The sequence below is a fragment of the Streptomyces sp. 2114.4 genome, from assembly GCF_900187385.1.
Lineage (GTDB): Bacteria > Actinomycetota > Actinomycetes > Streptomycetales > Streptomycetaceae > Streptomyces > Streptomyces mooreae.
The window spans coordinates 5,880,856-5,895,341 of record NZ_FYEY01000001.1 but is presented as its reverse complement, the minus strand read 5'-3'; the positions used below and the strand labels follow the sequence as shown (position 1 = coordinate 5,895,341).

Below are 14,486 nucleotides of genomic sequence, written 5' to 3'. Positions count from 1 at the left end.
CCACGACGGCGGCCGGCGGGACGGCGCAGAGGACACCCGGCATGGGGGCACCCGGCGCCGGGGCGCCCCTGCGCCGGGTGCCCCCGACCACGCCTACAACCCCACGATCGCGTTCCACTCCTTGGCGAAGGCGGGCCGCTCCTTGGACGTGATGTCGCGGGCGATGGCCAGCCGCCGGCGCATCGCGTCATCGGGGAAGATCAGCGGGTCCTCGGCGAGCGCGGCGCGCTCCTTGTCCTTGGACGAGGCCAGCACCTCGCGCGCGGCCGGTACGGGACAGACGTAGTTGACCCAGGCGGCGAGCTCCGCGGCGACCTCCGGCCGGTAGTAGTAGTCGATCAGCCGCTCGGCATTGCGCTTGTGCTCCGCGAGGTTGGGGATCAGCAGGCTCTCCGCCCAGAGCTCGGCGCCCTCCTGCGGCACCACGAACTCGATGTCCGGGTTGTCCGCCTGGAGCTGGATCACATCGCCCGAGTAGGCCTGCGCGGCGAGCACATCGCCGGAGTCCAGGTCCTTGATGTAGTCGTTGCCGGTGAACCGCCTGATGTGGCCCTCGCTCACCAGGCGCCGTATGCGGTCGGTCATCCGGTAGAAGTCATCGGCCTTCCAGCGGGTGATGTCCACCCCCTCGCCCTGCATCAGCAGCGCGAACGACTCGTCGAGCCCGGAGAGCAGAGTGACCCGGCCGCGCAGATCGTCCTTCCACAGGTCGGCGGTGTGCTTGATCTCCCGGCCGAGCTTCTTGCGGTTGTAGGCGATGCCGGTGATCCCGGACTGCCAGGGCACGGAGTGCGTACGGCCCGGGTCGAAGTGCGGGGTGCGCAGCAGCGGATCGAGGTGCGCGGCGACATTCGGCTGGGCCGCCCGGTCCATCTTCTGGACCCACCCCAGCCGTACGAACCGGGCGCACATCCAGTCGCTGATGACGATCAGGTCCCGGCCGGTGCTCTGGTGGTTCATCAGCGCGGGGCTGATCTTGCCGAAGAACTCGTCGTTGTCGTTGATCTCCTCGGTGTACGTCACGGAGATCCCGGTGTGCCGCTCGAAGGCGTCAAGGGTGGGCCGGCGCTGCTTGTGCCGGTCGTCGACGTCGATGTAGAGGGGCCAGTTCGCGAAGACGAGCTTGCGGTCGCGTGCCGACCGGTCCGCTCCCTGGCGGTCCGCCTCCTTGACGTATGCGGGCGGCACCCCGCAGCCCGTCATGGCGGCCAGCGCCCCCGTCACACCCGTTCCGCCCATACCCCGGAGCAGCGCACGCCGCGAAAGATCAGCCATGGCGTGCACTCTCACGTGCCGCGGGCGGAGGCGGCAAGAGACAGAGCGTCCATTGCCGGGCCTCCGCCCGCGACGGTGTGTCGAGCGTTCCGGGCCGCCCCACGGGCGGAGCCCCGGATCAGCCGGCCGGACCGGCCGGCTCAGCCGGACCTGCCGGATCAGCCGTCCAGCGAGGTCATCACGTGCTTGATGCGGGTGTAGTCGTCGAAGCCGTAGGCCGAAAGGTCCTTGCCGTAGCCGGACTTCTTGAATCCGCCGTGCGGCATCTCGGCGACGAGCGGGATGTGGGTGTTGATCCACACACAGCCGAAGTCGAGGGTCTTGGACATTCGCATGGCACGGGCGTGGTCCTTGGTCCACACCGAGGACGCGAGCGCGTACTCGACGCCGTTGGCCCACTGGACCGCCTGCTTCTCGTCGGAGAAGGACTGGACGGTGATGACCGGGCCGAAGACCTCGTGCTGGATGATCTCGTCGTCCTGCTTGAGGCCCGAGATGACGGTCGGGGCGAAGAAGTAGCCCTTGTCGCCGACCTGTTCGCCGCCCGCCTCGATCTTGGCGTGCGCGGGCAGCCGCTCGATGAAGCCCTTGACCTGCTTCAGCTGGTTGGCGTTGTTCAGCGGGCCGTAGAGCACGTCCTCGTCGTCGACCGCGCCGGTCTTGGTCTCCGCGGCGGCCTTGGCCAGCGCGGCGACGAACTCGTCGTGGATGGACTCGTGGACGAGGACACGGGTGGCGGCCGTACAGTCCTGGCCGGCGTTGAAGTAGCCGGCCACCGAGATGTCCTCGACGGCCTTGGGGATGTCGGTGTCCTCGAAGACGACGACCGGCGCCTTGCCGCCCAGCTCCAGGTGGACCCGCTTGAGGTCCTTGGAGGCGGACTCGGCGACCTGCATACCGGCGCGCACGGAGCCGGTGATCGAGGCCATCGCGGGGACCTTGTGCTCGACCATCAGGCGCCCGGTCTCGCGGTCACCGCAGATGACGTTGAACACGCCGCGGGAGTGGCCCAGTTCGTCCAGCACGCTGCCGATGATGTCGGCGATCAGCACCGTGGAGGCCGGGGTGGTGTCCGACGGCTTGATGACGACGGTGTTGCCCGCGGCCAGCGCCGGGGCGAACTTCCACACGGCCATCATCATCGGGTAGTTCCACGGCGCGACCTGGGCGCAGACGCCGACCGGCTCGCGGCGGATGATGGAGGTGAAGCCGTCCATGTACTCGCCGGACGCGCGGCCCTCCAGCATCCGGGCGGCACCCGCGAAGAAGCGGATCTGGTCCACCATCGGCGGGATTTCCTCGGACCGTACGAGCGCGATCGGCTTGCCGCAGTTCTCGGACTCGGCGGCGATCAGCTCCTCCGCCCGCTCCTCGAAGCGGTCGGCGATCTTGAGCAGGACCTTCTGGCGCTCGGCCGGGATCAGGTCGCGCCAGGCGGGGAAGGCGGCCTCGGCGGCGGCCATGGCCGCGTCCACGTCGGCGGCGGCCGAGAGAGGGGCGGTGGCGTACGCCTCACCCGTGGCGGGATTGACCACCTCCGTGGTCCGCCCGTCGGCGGCGTCCCGGAACTCCCCGTCGATGTAGTTGCGCAGACGACGCAGTGCGGTGGTCACTGTGCGCCCCCTTCAGTCAGATATCCGGTGATGTGGCTCCACCCTAGCCATGGGACCCACGTTTTCGACACACCCGCCACTCAGGAACAACGGAATCAGTGAAATTTAGCTCGCGACACGACTAATTTCATCGTCCGGGGGTTGCATGACAGACGAGGCTCGTGCACAGTGAACGGCGTGGCGGCCTCTCGAAACAGTCATGACAGAACCGGAACCCCGTCGATCGACTCCGTCTCCCTGGCGATCATCGAGCAGCTCCAGGAGGACGGGCGCCGTCCGTACGCCGCGATCGGCAAGGCCGTCGGCCTGTCCGAAGCGGCGGTACGCCAGCGCGTACAGAAACTGCTCGACCAGGGCGTGATGCAGATCGTCGCGGTCACCGACCCCCTCACGGTCGGTTTCCGTCGGCAGGCAATGGTCGGCATCAACGTCGAAGGTGACCTCGACCCCGTGGCCGACGCCCTGACGACCATGGAAGAGGTCGAGTACGTCGTCATGACGGCAGGCTCCTTCGATCTCCTCATCGAGATCGTCTGCGAGGACGACGACCACCTTCTGGAAATGATCAACAAGCGGATCCGCACGCTTCCCGGCGTCCGATCCACCGAGAGCTTCGTGTACCTCAAGCTCCGGAAGCAGACCTACACCTGGGGAACGAGATAACGATGAGCGGCGACCTCTCCAAGACGGCCTACGACCACCTGTGGATGCACTTCACCCGCATGTCGTCGTACGAGAATGCCCCCGTGCCCACGATCGTGCGCGGTGAGGGCACCAACATCTACGACGACAAGGGCAAGCGCTACATCGACGGCCTGGCCGGCCTCTTCGTGGTCAACGCCGGCCACGGCCGGGTCGAGCTCGCCGAGACCGCCTACAAGCAGGCGCAGGAGCTGGCCTTCTTCCCCGTGTGGTCCTACGCCCACCCCAAGGCCGTGGAGCTTGCCGAGCGCCTGGCCAACGAGGCCCCCGGCGACCTCAACAAGGTCTTCTTCACCACCGGCGGCGGCGAGGCCGTCGAGACCGCGTGGAAGCTGGCCAAGCAGTACTTCAAGCTCGTCGGCAAGCCGATGAAGCACAAGGTGATATCCCGCGCGGTGGCCTACCACGGCACCCCGCAGGGCGCCCTGTCCATCACCGGTCTGCCCGGCCTGAAGGCCCCCTTCGAGCCGCTGGTCCCCGGCGCGCACAAGGTGCCGAACACCAACATCTACCGCGCCCCGATCCACGGCGACGACCCCGAGGCCTTCGGCCGCTGGGCCGCCGACCAGATCGAGCAGCAGATCCTCTTCGAGGGCCCCGAGACCGTCGCCGCGGTCTTCCTGGAGCCGGTGCAGAACGCCGGCGGCTGCTTCCCGCCGCCCCCCGGCTACTTCCAGCGGGTCCGCGAGATCTGCGACCAGTACGACGTCCTGCTCGTCTCCGACGAGGTCATCTGCGCCTTCGGCCGCCTCGGCACGACGTTCGCCTGTGACAAGTTCGGCTACGTCCCGGACATGATCACCTGCGCCAAGGGCATGACCTCGGGCTACTCCCCGATCGGCGCCTGCATCATCTCCGACCGCCTGGCCGAGCCGTTCTACCAGGGCGACAACACCTTCCTGCACGGCTACACCTTCGGCGGCCACCCGGTCTCCGCGGCCGTCGGCGTCGCCAACCTCGACATCTTCGAGCGCGAGGGCCTCAACCAGCACGTCCTCGACAACGAGGGCAACTTCCTGAGCACCCTGCAGAAGCTGCACGACCTGCCGATCGTCGGCGACGTCCGCGGCAACGGCTTCTTCTACGGCATCGAACTCGTCAAGGACAAGGCCACCAAGGAGTCCTTCAACGAGGAGGAGACCGAGCGCGTCCTGTACGGCTTCCTCTCCAAGGCGCTGTACGACAACGGTCTCTACTGCCGCGCCGACGACCGAGGCGACCCGGTCATCCAGCTCGCCCCGCCGCTGATCGCGGACCAGCCGGTCTTCGACGAGATCGAGCAGATCCTGCGCACCGTGCTCACCGAGGCCTGGGCCAAGCTCTGACCCTCGCGTCACCTCCTGGTGCACTCATCCACAACTGAACATCCAGCGGCTCAGATTCACTCACTTCAAGCCATACGAGTGAATCTGGGCCGTTGTGCTGCCAAGCCACGAATACCGGGGGTCACCAGTCTTTACCGTGCTAGTGACCGATACCCTCCATGGTCGTTCACCCGGCCGGGGGAACGATTCGACGCCTACAACAAGAGGTGCGCAGATGGTGGCCCCGCCTGACAACGACGTTCTCTGGGCCCGCGGCCTGCACCACGCGCACGGCGGCACCTCGGCCCTCGCCGGAGTCTCCGTCGGGGTCCGCGAAGGCGAGATCCTCGCCGTCACCGGCCCGCGCGGGAGTGGCAAGACCACCCTTCTGAAATGTCTCTCCGGTCAACTCGTCCCGTCCGAGGGCGAGGTCTGGTTCAACAGCGCCCCCGTGCACACCCTCTCCTCCCCCAGCCGCGAACGGCTGCGTCTGGACCGGTTCGGCTGGATCGACACCGAACCGCATCTCGTCCCCGAACTCACCGCCTGGGAGAACGCCGCCCTCCCCCTCCTTCTCCGGGGCACCGGCACTCGCTCCGCCAAGCACACCGCCGTCGAATGGCTGGACCGCCTCGATGTCGGCATGTGCGCGAACCGCCGTCCCGCGCGGCTCGACCAGTCCCAGCGCCAGCGCATCGCCATCGCCCGGGCACTCGCCACCACCCCCCAGGTGCTGTTCGCCGACGAGCCGACCGCCCCCCTGCACCGCTCCGACGGCACCCAGGTGCTGCGCACCCTGACCACCGCGGCCCGCTCGCACCAGATCACCGTCGTCCTGGCGACCCACGACCCCGAGGTCGCCACGCTCGCCGACCGGTCGCTGGCGCTCCTCGACGGCCGCCAGTCCGGCGCCGCGGCCGAGGCCGCCGGTTCCTCCGATGAGGAAAGCAGGGCAGCGTGCTCGCTCTCCGTCTAGCCCGCGGCTCTCACCCCCTCGTCCTGCTGCGCCGCCTCTGCGTCGCCGCCGCGGCGGCCGGCACCGGCTTCCTGCTGCTCTCCACCGTCGGCCACGCCGCCGGCCACCCGTCCGCGGCCGACGAGTCACTGGTACGCCTGCTGTGGTGCACGGCCCCGCTCGCCGCCACCGCCCAGTTCGCGGTGTCCACGGCCCGCACGGATCCCGCCGCCCGCCTCCAGCGCGGTATGACCGCCGCCGGCCTGGGCCCGCTCCGCCTCACCCTGCTCGCCACGGTCTCCACCGCGCTGACCTGTGTGCTCGGTGTCGTCGCCGCCCTGCTCGTCTTCCTCCGTCTCCGCGGCGACCTCGGTGGCCCGGCCGCCGTCCCTCTCTTCGACGCCGACCTGCTCGGCGCCGGCCATCCGGTACCGCTCGTCGGCGCCCTCATCCTGCTGGCCACCGTTCCGCTGACCGCCGCGGCGGCCACGGCCGTCGCCCTGCGCCCCCGCCACGAGGCCGGCGCCTGCGGGGACGAGAGCCGCCCCACGATCGCCCCGCCCTCCGGTCTCCCGTGGGGCATCGCCCTGGCCGCGGCCGGCCTGGCGATCGAGGCGTACACCAGCCGCGCCCCCGGCGCCCACAGCGGGCTGTTGCCCCTCCCCGGCCGGCTGATCGGCAGCCCGCCGGGCGTCCTGGCCGGCTGGGCGCTGTCGGCCTTCGGCCTGGTGCTGGCCGGACCCGGGCTGGTGCATCTGTGCGGCCGGCTCCTCTGCGCCGGCCGGCCCGGCGCCCTGCGCCTGCTGTCCGGGCGGGTCCTGCAGGAGGAGTCGCACCGCCTCGGGCGCCCGCTCGGCGTCCTGTGCGCGGTCGGCTCCGCCGCGTACGCCGCGGTGAAGGTGTACGAAGCCTCGTCCTCCCATCCTTTCGGGCCGCTCACCGCCGTCGGCGCAGCGGTCGTGCTCGCCTGTGTCACCGCCAGCGCGCTCACCGCCGCGGTGGAATCCCGCTCGGCCCGCGCCCACACCACGGCAGCCCTCCGCCGCCTGGGTGCCTCCGCCTCCGTCCTCTACCGGGCAGCGGCCCTGCGCGCCCTGGCACTGGTGATCGTCCTGGCTCCGCTGACCTGGACCGTCGCAGAGATGGCCACGCTTCCGCTCGTGCACTGAGGGGGCGGGCGGACCGGGGGAGGCCGGCGCGCCGAGGGTGCGACGGCTCCCGCCCCGCCTCCGCCCGCGCCCCCCTCTCACCCGGCCCGGCCGGCCGTGCCACTGCCCCCGCCCGGAAGGTGGCGCTCGCCCCCTCAGCGGGCAAGGGCCGTGGCCTCGACCTCTATCCGCCAGTCCGGCCGGGCCAGGGACGACACTTCCAGGAGGGTGTCCGCGGGGTAGGGCTCGGACAGGAACTCCTGGCGCAGGGCGATGACATGGCCGAGGTCGGCAGCCATGTCCGTCACGAAGATGCCCACTTTCACCACGTCCGCGAGCGAGGAGCCCGCCGCCGCGAGCACGCGCTCGACGTTCGCGAACGCCTGCCGTCCCTGGGCCAGGAAATCCTCGGACACCGCCCTCCCCTGCTCGTCGATGCCGGCCTGCCCCGACACATGGATCAGTCCGCCCGCCCTGATGGCCTGTGAGATGCGGTACGGCGCGTACCAGTCCGGTGTCGTGGCGATCCGTTCGATCTCCGGCCGCTCCGGTGTCCCGGCCGTACCCTCCGCCGGCGCCGGCATCGTCGTCGTCATGGCTCTCCCCCTCAGTTCCATGCACCTGCATCACTTGCATGCGCATGCATTAGTTTCCGCTGCATGTACCCTTGCTGTCAAGGGCCCGTCGGCACACGGCAGAAGAAGGCGGAGAACGATGGACGCGGAGCACTGGGACCGGCTCGGAGCACTGCACACACGCGTCGAGCAGGAGTTGGCGAAGGCCCTGCAGCAGCACCACGGCATCGGACTGTCCGAATACCGCGCCCTCGCCAGGCTGGCCCACGCGGACGACGGCGAGCTGCGTATGCAGGAGCTCGCCGACCTCATCGGCCTCAACCAGAGCTCCGTGAGCCGCCTGGCCTCCCGCCTGGAGTCGTCCGGCCTGACCCGCCGCGACCTGTGCCCCGACGACCGGCGCGGGGTGTACAGCGTGATCACGGATCAGGGCCGGCACGTCCACGCACAGGCGCGCCCGACCTACGACGGCGCACTGCGCGCCGCGCTCGACGCCGCGGCCGCGGACGGGCACCTCGGTCCTCTGGTGGCGTCGCTGCGGTCCTAACATGACGGGCGTGTCGAATGCAGAGTCTTCAACGTCCCGCCGCTTCCCGGCCCACGACGACAACCGCGACCACGAAATCGAATCCCTCGCCGAGTTCGACCGGGTGGTCACCGCCGGCAGTCTCGCCGGACACCGCGTCCAGTCGGTCGACCTGACGGACCGTACGTTCGCGCTGCTCAGCACGGACACCACGGAGTCGGTGTTCCTCGGCTGCGTCATGGAGCCGGACGCCGCCGCCAAGATACGGGCCGGGGGCTCCCTGGTCTTCCCGCCCGTACCGGACCTGCCGTTCGACCCCTACCGTGGCAGCCTGTACGGCCCGGACGAACTCTTCGCGCAGCTGGCCGAGGCCGGCTACGACGCCACCCCGGACGCCCGCGCGTACCACTGGTACCAGGAGACCAAGTCGGACGGCGACATCTTCGCCTCGATGCTGCGCAGCATCCATGACGACGCCGTCTCGGACGCCCTCGACGAACACCTCGCCGGCGCACAGGTGGTGGGCATCATGGGCGGCCACGCCCTGCGGCGCGATGGAGCGGACTACGCGGGCGCGGCCCGGCTCGGCCGCCGGCTCACCCGGGACGGCCTGACCGTCGCGACGGGCGGCGGTCCCGGCGCGATGGAGGCGGCGAACCTCGGGGCGTACACCGCGCCCTTCGAGGACGGCATGCTCGACGCGGCGCTGGAACGTCTCGCCAAGGCACCGCACTTCACCGAGTCGATCACCGAGTGGGCGCGGGCCGCCTTCGGCATCCGGCACGACCGGCCGGGCGGCGGGGCCTCGGTCGGCATCCCCACCTGGTTCTACGGCCATGAGCCGCCGAACGTCTTCGCGACCCACATAGCGAAGTACTTCGTCAACGCGGTACGCGAGGACGGCCTGCTGGCGCGCTCCAATGCGGGCGTCGTCTTCCTCCCGGGCGCGGCCGGGACCGTGCAGGAGATCTTCGACAACGCGACACCCAACTACTACGGGTCGCGGGGCGAGCCGACCCCGATGGTGCTGGTGAACCGCGAGCACTGGACCGAGACGCTTCCCACCTGGCCACTGCTCCGCGCACTCGCGGCGGACCGCCCCATGGCGGCCAGGATCGCCCTGGTCGACTCGGTGGACGAAGCTCCCGAGGCGCTGTCCCGCCTCCGGTCCGAGGTCGCTTCCTGACCCACCGGCGGTCCCTCGCCCGCGCCGTGCCGTACCAGGGGATCGCGCCCCGGCACGGCTCCCCCGGCCGGGCCGGCGGGTTCGACCGGCGAGGCAACTCCCGTACCTAAATGCGCGTCTGCCAGGCCGGGCACGTAACAGATGGTGCACGTAACAGATGGTTTGAGACAGCGGGCGAACGGAGCTCTTGGTGATCATCGGTCTTCTGACGGCCGTGGCGGCGTCGGCCTGCTACGGCACGGGATCGGTCCTGCAGGCGGTGGGCTCCCGCAAATCCGCCCGCCGGGAGGCGGCCAAGGCCTCCACCACCGGTGTCACCCAGCACGGCGGCCCCAGCCTGTCGTCGACCGCGAAGGCGGCCGTGACCTGGGAGTTCATGGTCGGCACGGTGCTGGATTTCCTGGGGTTCGGGCTCGGTGCGCTGGCCGCCAGGCTGCTGCCGCTGTTCCTCTCCCAGACCGTGATCAGCGCCAACCTCGTGATCACGGCGGTGCTGAGCATCAAGCTCCTCGGGATCCGGCTCTCCCGGGCCGAGTGGAGCTCCATCGGCGTGGTGTGCGGGGCGTTGGTGCTGCTGGCCACGGCCGCCGGGCCGGAAGGCAGCGGCCACACCCCGATCGCCGCCCACTGGTGGCTGCTCGCCGTTTCCGTCGTGCTCATGCTCGGCGGCACGCTGATCGTGCGGCTGCTCGGGGGACGGGCCGCCATCCTCGCAGGCCTGCTCTCCGGCCTGGGCTTCGGTGCGCTCGGGGTCGGCGTACGCGTGCTGAACGGCGTGGGCCCCTTCCACCTGCCGTCGCTGCTCGGCGACCCCGCCCTGTACGCCATTCTGGTGGCCGGAATCGGGGGCATGTACCTGCACACCGTCGCCCTGCAGATCGGCTCGGTGAACGGCGCCACGGCCGCGCTGGTGGTGGGCGAGACGGTGGTCCCGGGCATTCTCGGGGTGCTGTGGCTGGGCGACTCCTCACGCCCCGGCTTCGCCTGGGTCGCCGCCCTCGGATTCGTGGTGGCCGTGGCGGGCGCCGTCGCCGTCGCCTGGTTCGGTGAGCCGGAGCCGGGGGACGGGCCCGGCGCGCCGACGGCGGATGAGGCGCAGACGGAGATGGCGGCACGCTGACCCCCGGTGTCTCACGCCCCCTGCCCCGTGCCCCGTGCCCGGGGAGCCCAGGGGCCCGCTCCGTGTAACCGGTTCGCGGCATCCGGCGTGATCAGCCCGCCGGCGCCGGCGTGATCAGCCCATCGGCTCCGGCGTGATCACGGTCAGCCCGTCGTATCCGAGGCGATCAGCCCGCCGCATCCGGCGCGCCCAGCACCACCACGTCCTGTGCCGCGAACGAGATGCCCACCCGCTCCCCCACCTCCGGCGCGTCCCGCAGGGCGCAGGCCGCCTCCACCTGGGGTCCTGCGGCCGGCTGGAGCAGCAGCGCGACATGGGTGCCACGGAAGGTACGGGCCGTGACCGTACAGGGCAGGCCCTCGGGGGCGGCGGTCAGCCGTACCCCGGCCGGGCGGACGAGCAGGCGGCACGGCCCGTCCGCCGTACCGTCCGCGACCGGCACCTTGCCCCAGGGGGTGGCAGCGGCCTCGCCCTGCACCGTCGCCGCGACCACGTTGTCGAAGCCGAGGAAGCGGGCGACGAATTCGGTGGCGGGCCGCTGCCAGACCTCCAGCGGGGTACCGGTCTGTGCGATCCGGCCGTCCTGCATCACCACGACCCGGTCGGCGAGCGCAAAGGCCTCCCCCTGGTCGTGGGTGACCGCCAATACGGTGGTGCCCAATTCACGAAAGAGGCGGCGGAGTTCGACGACCAGCCGTTCGCGCAGCCCGCGGTCGAGCTGGCCGAGGGGTTCGTCCAGCATCAGCAGGCGGGGGCGGGGGGCCAGCGCGCGGGCCAGCGCGACCCGCTGCTGTTCGCCACCGGAAAGGGAGGCCACGGCGCGCCGCTGGGCGCCCGGCAGGCCGACGAGGTCCAGCAGTCCGGCGACCGTGCGCTCCCGCTCGGCGCGTGCGGAACGCCGCATCCGCAGCCCGAAAGCGACGTTGCCCTCGACGTCGTGCTGCGGGAAGAGCTGGTGGTCCTGGAACATCAGGCCGACCCCGCGCCGGTGGGCCGGGACCCCGGACTGCTCCCGCCCCTCCAGCAACACCGCTCCCGCGTCGGCCTGTTGGAGCCCGGCGACCACCCTCAGCAGGGTGGACTTGCCGCTGCCGCTCGGCCCCAGGACGCACACGATTTCGTGCGCGGCGACGTCCAGATCCACCGCGTCCAGCGCGGGGCGTCCCGCCGTGCCGAAGCGGACGGTCACCCCGCCCAGCCGCAGCAGTTCCTGCGCCGTGGCCTTGGCCCGTGCCGTCATCTAGAACTCCCCGGAGTGGTCGAGGGGGCGCAGGCGTTCCAGTACCAGCAGGGCACCGGCGCATACCACCATCAAGAGGGTCGACAGGGCCATCGCCTGCCCGTAGTTGAGCTCTCCCGCACGTCCCAGCAGACGTGCCACCGCGACCGGCAGCGTCGGCTGGTCCGGCCGAGCGATGAAGACCGTCGCGCCGAACTCACCGAGGGAGACGGCGAAGGCGAAGCCCGCGGCGATCAGCAGGGCGCGCCGCACCATCGGCAGGTCGACCTCGCGCCACACCCGCCACGGCGAGGCGCCGAGCACGGCGGCCGCCTCCCGCAGCCGTCCGTCGACCGCCCGCAGGACCGGCAGCATCGTCCGGACCACGAACGGCACCCCCACCAGCGCCTGGGCGAGCGGCACCAGCCACCACGAGGCACGCAGATCGAGCGGCGGCGTGTCAAGACTGATCAGGAATCCGAACCCGACGGTCACCGCGGACACCCCCAGGGGCAGCATCAGCAGAGCGTCGAAGCCCCGGACGAACCGGCTGACCAGGGCCGTCCGCCCGGACGGGCCCCTGCCCAGCCGGGGGAGGGTCAGCGCGGCGGCCGCCAGTCCGCCCACCACCAGCGCGATCGCCGTGGCGGCCGCCCCGTAGGCGAGGGAGTTCCACAGGGCGTCCAGGGGCGCGACGGCGAAGGTGCTGTCGGCGTTCGCGGCCGACCGCAGCGAGGTGTAGAACACCGCTCCGTAGCCGTCCGGCCCGGCGAACGACCGCTCCACGAGGACGAGGAGCGGCACGATGAGCAGGACGGTGATGACGGTGAGCGTCCCCCACAGCAGCGTCCACTGGCCGCGGCCGCGCGGCCGGTGGGCGGTCTGCGAGGCCGGCACGAGCCGCAGGGCGGTTTCCCGGCGGCGCACCGTCCAGGCATGCAGCGCCAGCACGCCCAGCACCGCCGCGAACTGGACCATGGTGAGGACGGCGGCCGTCGGCAGGTCCAGGAACTCCGCGGTCTGCCGGTAGATCTCCACCTCCAGCGTCGCGAAGGTGGGCCCGCCGAGAATCTGCACCACCCCGAAGGAGGTGAAGGTGAAGAGGAAGACCATGAGCGCGGCGGCCGCGACGGCGGGCCCCAGGGCGGGCAGGGTCACCCTCCGCCAGGCCGCCAGCCGTCCGGCCCCCAGCATCCGCGCCGCCTCTTCCTGACGCGGGTCGAGCTGGGCCCAGAGCCCGCCGACGGTCCGGACGACCACGGCGTAGTTGAAGAACACATGCGCGAGCAGGATCGCCCACACCGAGGTGTCCAGGCGCAGGCCCCAGAGCTGGTCCAGCAGTCCGCCCCGCCCGGCCAGCGCCAGGAAGGCCGAGCCGACGACGACGGTCGGCAGCACGAACGGCACCGCCACCACGGCCCGCAGCAATTGCTTGCCGGGGAAGTCGAACCGCGCGAAGACATAGGCACCCGGCAGCGCGATCAGCAGGGTCAGCCCCGTGGAGGCCGCCGCCTGCCAGACGGTGAACCACAGCACATGCACGATGTCCGGGTCACTCAGCACGGCACCGAACCGGCCGAGCTGCCACTGCCCGCCGTCCTTGAGCCCGCGTCCGACGATCGCCACCACCGGATAGGCGAAGAACAGCGCGAAGAAGGCCAGCGGCACCGCCATCAGGCCGAGCCGCGCCGCCGTTCCCCGTACGGGCCGCGGGCGCCGGCCGCGGGCTACTTCAGAACGAGCGAGGACCACTGCTTGATCCACTGTTCGCGGTTCTTGGTGATCGTCTCGGGCGGCAGCGTCGTGGGCTTGTCGATCTTCGTGCCGTACTTGGTGAACAGCTCCGGCACCGTGGCGTCCTCACGTGCCGGGTTGACGAACATCTGCAGCGGTACGTCCTCCTGGAACTTCTTGCTCAGCAAGAAGTCCAGCAGCGCCTTACCCCCCTTCTCGTTCTTCGCCCCCTTGAGCAGGGCGCCGAATTCGATCTGGCGGAAGCAGGTGCCCGTCGCGACGCCGGTCGGCGCCTCCTTGGGCGCGGGCTTCTTGCCCAGCACCTCGGCCGGCGGGCTGGAGGCGTAGGAGACCACCAGCGGCTTGTCGCCCTTGCGCTTGCCGGCCGCGGATCCCGTGAACCGCTCGTAGTAGGCCTGTTCCCAGCCGTCGACGACCTCGACGCCATTGGCCTTGAGCTTCTTCCAGTAGTTCTGCCAGCCGGCCGGCCCGTACTTCGCGATGGTGCCGAGCTGGAAGGCGAGCCCCGGGGAGGAGGTGGCGGAGTTCTCCGTCACGAGCATCCCCTTGTACCGGGGCTTGAGCAGATCCTCGAGGGTCTTGGGCGGCGGGGTCTTGTGTCGGGCGAAGTAGCCGCGGTCGTAGTTGACGCAGATGTCGCCGTAGTCGAGCGGGGTGACGCGGTGCTCGCCCTTGTCGAGCTGCAGCCCGGCCGGCACGTCCGCCAGCCCCTTGGCCCGGTACGGGCTGAAGAGCCCTTCGTGCAGCCCGCGCGAGAGCAGCGTGTTGTCGATACCGAAGAACACATCGCCCTGCGGATTGCCCTTGGAAAGGATCGCCTGGTTGACGGCCTTCCCGGCATCCCCGCCCTTGAGGATCCTGACCTTGTAGCCGCTCTCCTTCTCGAAGGCGCTCAGGACCGACTTGGAGACGTTGAACGAGTCATGGCTGACGAGCGTGACGGTCTTGGCGTCCGCGCCCCCGCCCGGGGCACCGCAGGCGGCCAGCGCCGACATGCCGACCGCGGCGGCGACCGCCGTGGCGGTGATTCTGCTCGTGGTGCTCACTGATTTCCTCCTGGCTGGCCAGGAAGAGACGCGGCCCCGCCCGGTGTCCACGGCCCTCGGCG

The 14,486-nt window shown here is 70.8% G+C and carries 13 protein-coding genes; 7 read left to right on the top strand and 6 right to left on the bottom strand.

What is annotated here, in order from left to right; all coding sequences use genetic code 11:
* Window positions 1-93: 93 nt before the first annotated feature.
* Window positions 94-1,275: a PotD/PotF family extracellular solute-binding protein gene (locus CFW40_RS26075; protein WP_088800308.1), complete on the bottom strand. Its 1,182-nt coding sequence runs from the start codon at window positions 1,273-1,275 to the stop codon at window positions 94-96.
* A gap of 158 nt (window positions 1,276-1,433) precedes the next feature.
* Window positions 1,434-2,888 (bottom strand): gamma-aminobutyraldehyde dehydrogenase, encoded by a 1,455-nt coding sequence (locus CFW40_RS26070; protein ID WP_088800307.1) that lies wholly within the window; start codon window positions 2,886-2,888, stop codon window positions 1,434-1,436.
* 168 nt (window positions 2,889-3,056) lie between these two features.
* Here CFW40_RS26070 and CFW40_RS26065 point away from each other — a divergent pair, with 168 nt between their 5' ends.
* From CFW40_RS26065 to CFW40_RS26050, 4 genes are all read left to right on the top strand, one after another.
* Window positions 3,057-3,551 (top strand): Lrp/AsnC family transcriptional regulator, encoded by a 495-nt coding sequence (locus CFW40_RS26065; RefSeq protein ID WP_088800306.1) that lies wholly within the window; start codon window positions 3,057-3,059, stop codon window positions 3,549-3,551.
* A gap of 2 nt (window positions 3,552-3,553) precedes the next feature.
* Window positions 3,554-4,915, top strand: coding sequence for an aspartate aminotransferase family protein (locus CFW40_RS26060; RefSeq protein ID WP_088800305.1), 1,362 nt, complete (start codon window positions 3,554-3,556; stop codon window positions 4,913-4,915).
* Between the two features lie 214 nt (window positions 4,916-5,129).
* Window positions 5,130-5,870: an ABC transporter ATP-binding protein gene (locus CFW40_RS26055; RefSeq protein WP_088800304.1), complete on the top strand. Its 741-nt coding sequence runs from the start codon at window positions 5,130-5,132 to the stop codon at window positions 5,868-5,870.
* Complete coding sequence (locus CFW40_RS26050; protein ID WP_088800303.1) at window positions 5,852-7,018, top strand: hypothetical protein; 1,167 nt, start codon at window positions 5,852-5,854, stop codon at window positions 7,016-7,018. The genes CFW40_RS26055 and CFW40_RS26050 overlap by 19 nt, the downstream gene beginning before the upstream one ends.
* Before the next feature lie 134 nt (window positions 7,019-7,152).
* Here the strand turns inward: CFW40_RS26050 and CFW40_RS26045 are convergent, their stop codons facing one another.
* Window positions 7,153-7,593 (bottom strand): RidA family protein, encoded by a 441-nt coding sequence (locus CFW40_RS26045; RefSeq protein WP_256331288.1) that lies wholly within the window; start codon window positions 7,591-7,593, stop codon window positions 7,153-7,155.
* Window positions 7,594-7,711: 118 nt separating this feature from the next.
* Between CFW40_RS26045 and CFW40_RS26040 the strand changes: the two genes are divergently transcribed.
* The 3 genes from CFW40_RS26040 (at window position 7,712) to CFW40_RS26030 (ending at window position 10,404) form a co-directional block, all read left to right on the top strand.
* Entirely contained in the window at window positions 7,712-8,119 is a 408-nt protein-coding gene (locus tag CFW40_RS26040; RefSeq protein WP_088800302.1) for a MarR family winged helix-turn-helix transcriptional regulator, read from the top strand.
* Between the two features lies 1 nt (window position 8,120).
* Window positions 8,121-9,284, top strand: coding sequence for an LOG family protein (locus CFW40_RS26035; RefSeq protein ID WP_088800301.1), 1,164 nt, complete (start codon window positions 8,121-8,123; stop codon window positions 9,282-9,284).
* Window positions 9,285-9,474: 190 nt separating this feature from the next.
* Entirely contained in the window at window positions 9,475-10,404 is a 930-nt protein-coding gene (locus CFW40_RS26030; protein ID WP_088800300.1) for a hypothetical protein, read from the top strand.
* A gap of 166 nt (window positions 10,405-10,570) precedes the next feature.
* Here CFW40_RS26030 and CFW40_RS26025 read toward each other — a convergent pair whose 3' ends face one another.
* Genes CFW40_RS26025 through CFW40_RS26015 form a run of 3 tightly spaced genes read right to left on the bottom strand, consistent with a single transcriptional unit; the run spans window position 10,571 to window position 14,424 of the window.
* On the bottom strand, window positions 10,571-11,644 hold the full coding sequence (locus tag CFW40_RS26025) for an ABC transporter ATP-binding protein (RefSeq protein ID WP_088800299.1): 1,074 nt from the start codon (window positions 11,642-11,644) through the stop codon (window positions 10,571-10,573).
* Window positions 11,645-13,375 (bottom strand): iron ABC transporter permease, encoded by a 1,731-nt coding sequence (locus tag CFW40_RS26020; protein ID WP_176956383.1) that lies wholly within the window; start codon window positions 13,373-13,375, stop codon window positions 11,645-11,647. It lies immediately after the preceding gene.
* Window positions 13,351-14,424 carry a thiamine ABC transporter substrate binding subunit gene (locus CFW40_RS26015; protein ID WP_176956384.1) on the bottom strand — a complete coding sequence of 358 codons (1,074 nt, stop codon included), beginning with the start codon at window positions 14,422-14,424 and terminating at the stop codon, window positions 13,351-13,353. The genes CFW40_RS26020 and CFW40_RS26015 overlap by 25 nt, the downstream gene beginning before the upstream one ends.
* Between the last annotated feature and the right edge of the window lie 62 nt (window positions 14,425-14,486).

Coding starts and splice junctions, on each gene's coding strand:
- CFW40_RS26025 (WP_088800299.1), bottom strand. CDS start 11,644: ATGACGGCACGGGCCAAGGCCACGGCGCAGGAACTGCTGCGGCTGGGC.
- CFW40_RS26035 (WP_088800301.1), top strand. CDS start 8,121: ATGACGGGCGTGTCGAATGCAGAGTCTTCAACGTCCCGCCGCTTCCCG.
- CFW40_RS26060 (WP_088800305.1), top strand. CDS start 3,554: ATGAGCGGCGACCTCTCCAAGACGGCCTACGACCACCTGTGGATGCAC.
- CFW40_RS26075 (WP_088800308.1), bottom strand. CDS start 1,275: ATGGCTGATCTTTCGCGGCGTGCGCTGCTCCGGGGTATGGGCGGAACG.
- CFW40_RS26045 (WP_256331288.1), bottom strand. CDS start 7,593: ATGACGACGACGATGCCGGCGCCGGCGGAGGGTACGGCCGGGACACCG.
- CFW40_RS26055 (WP_088800304.1), top strand. CDS start 5,130: ATGGTGGCCCCGCCTGACAACGACGTTCTCTGGGCCCGCGGCCTGCAC.
- CFW40_RS26040 (WP_088800302.1), top strand. CDS start 7,712: ATGGACGCGGAGCACTGGGACCGGCTCGGAGCACTGCACACACGCGTC.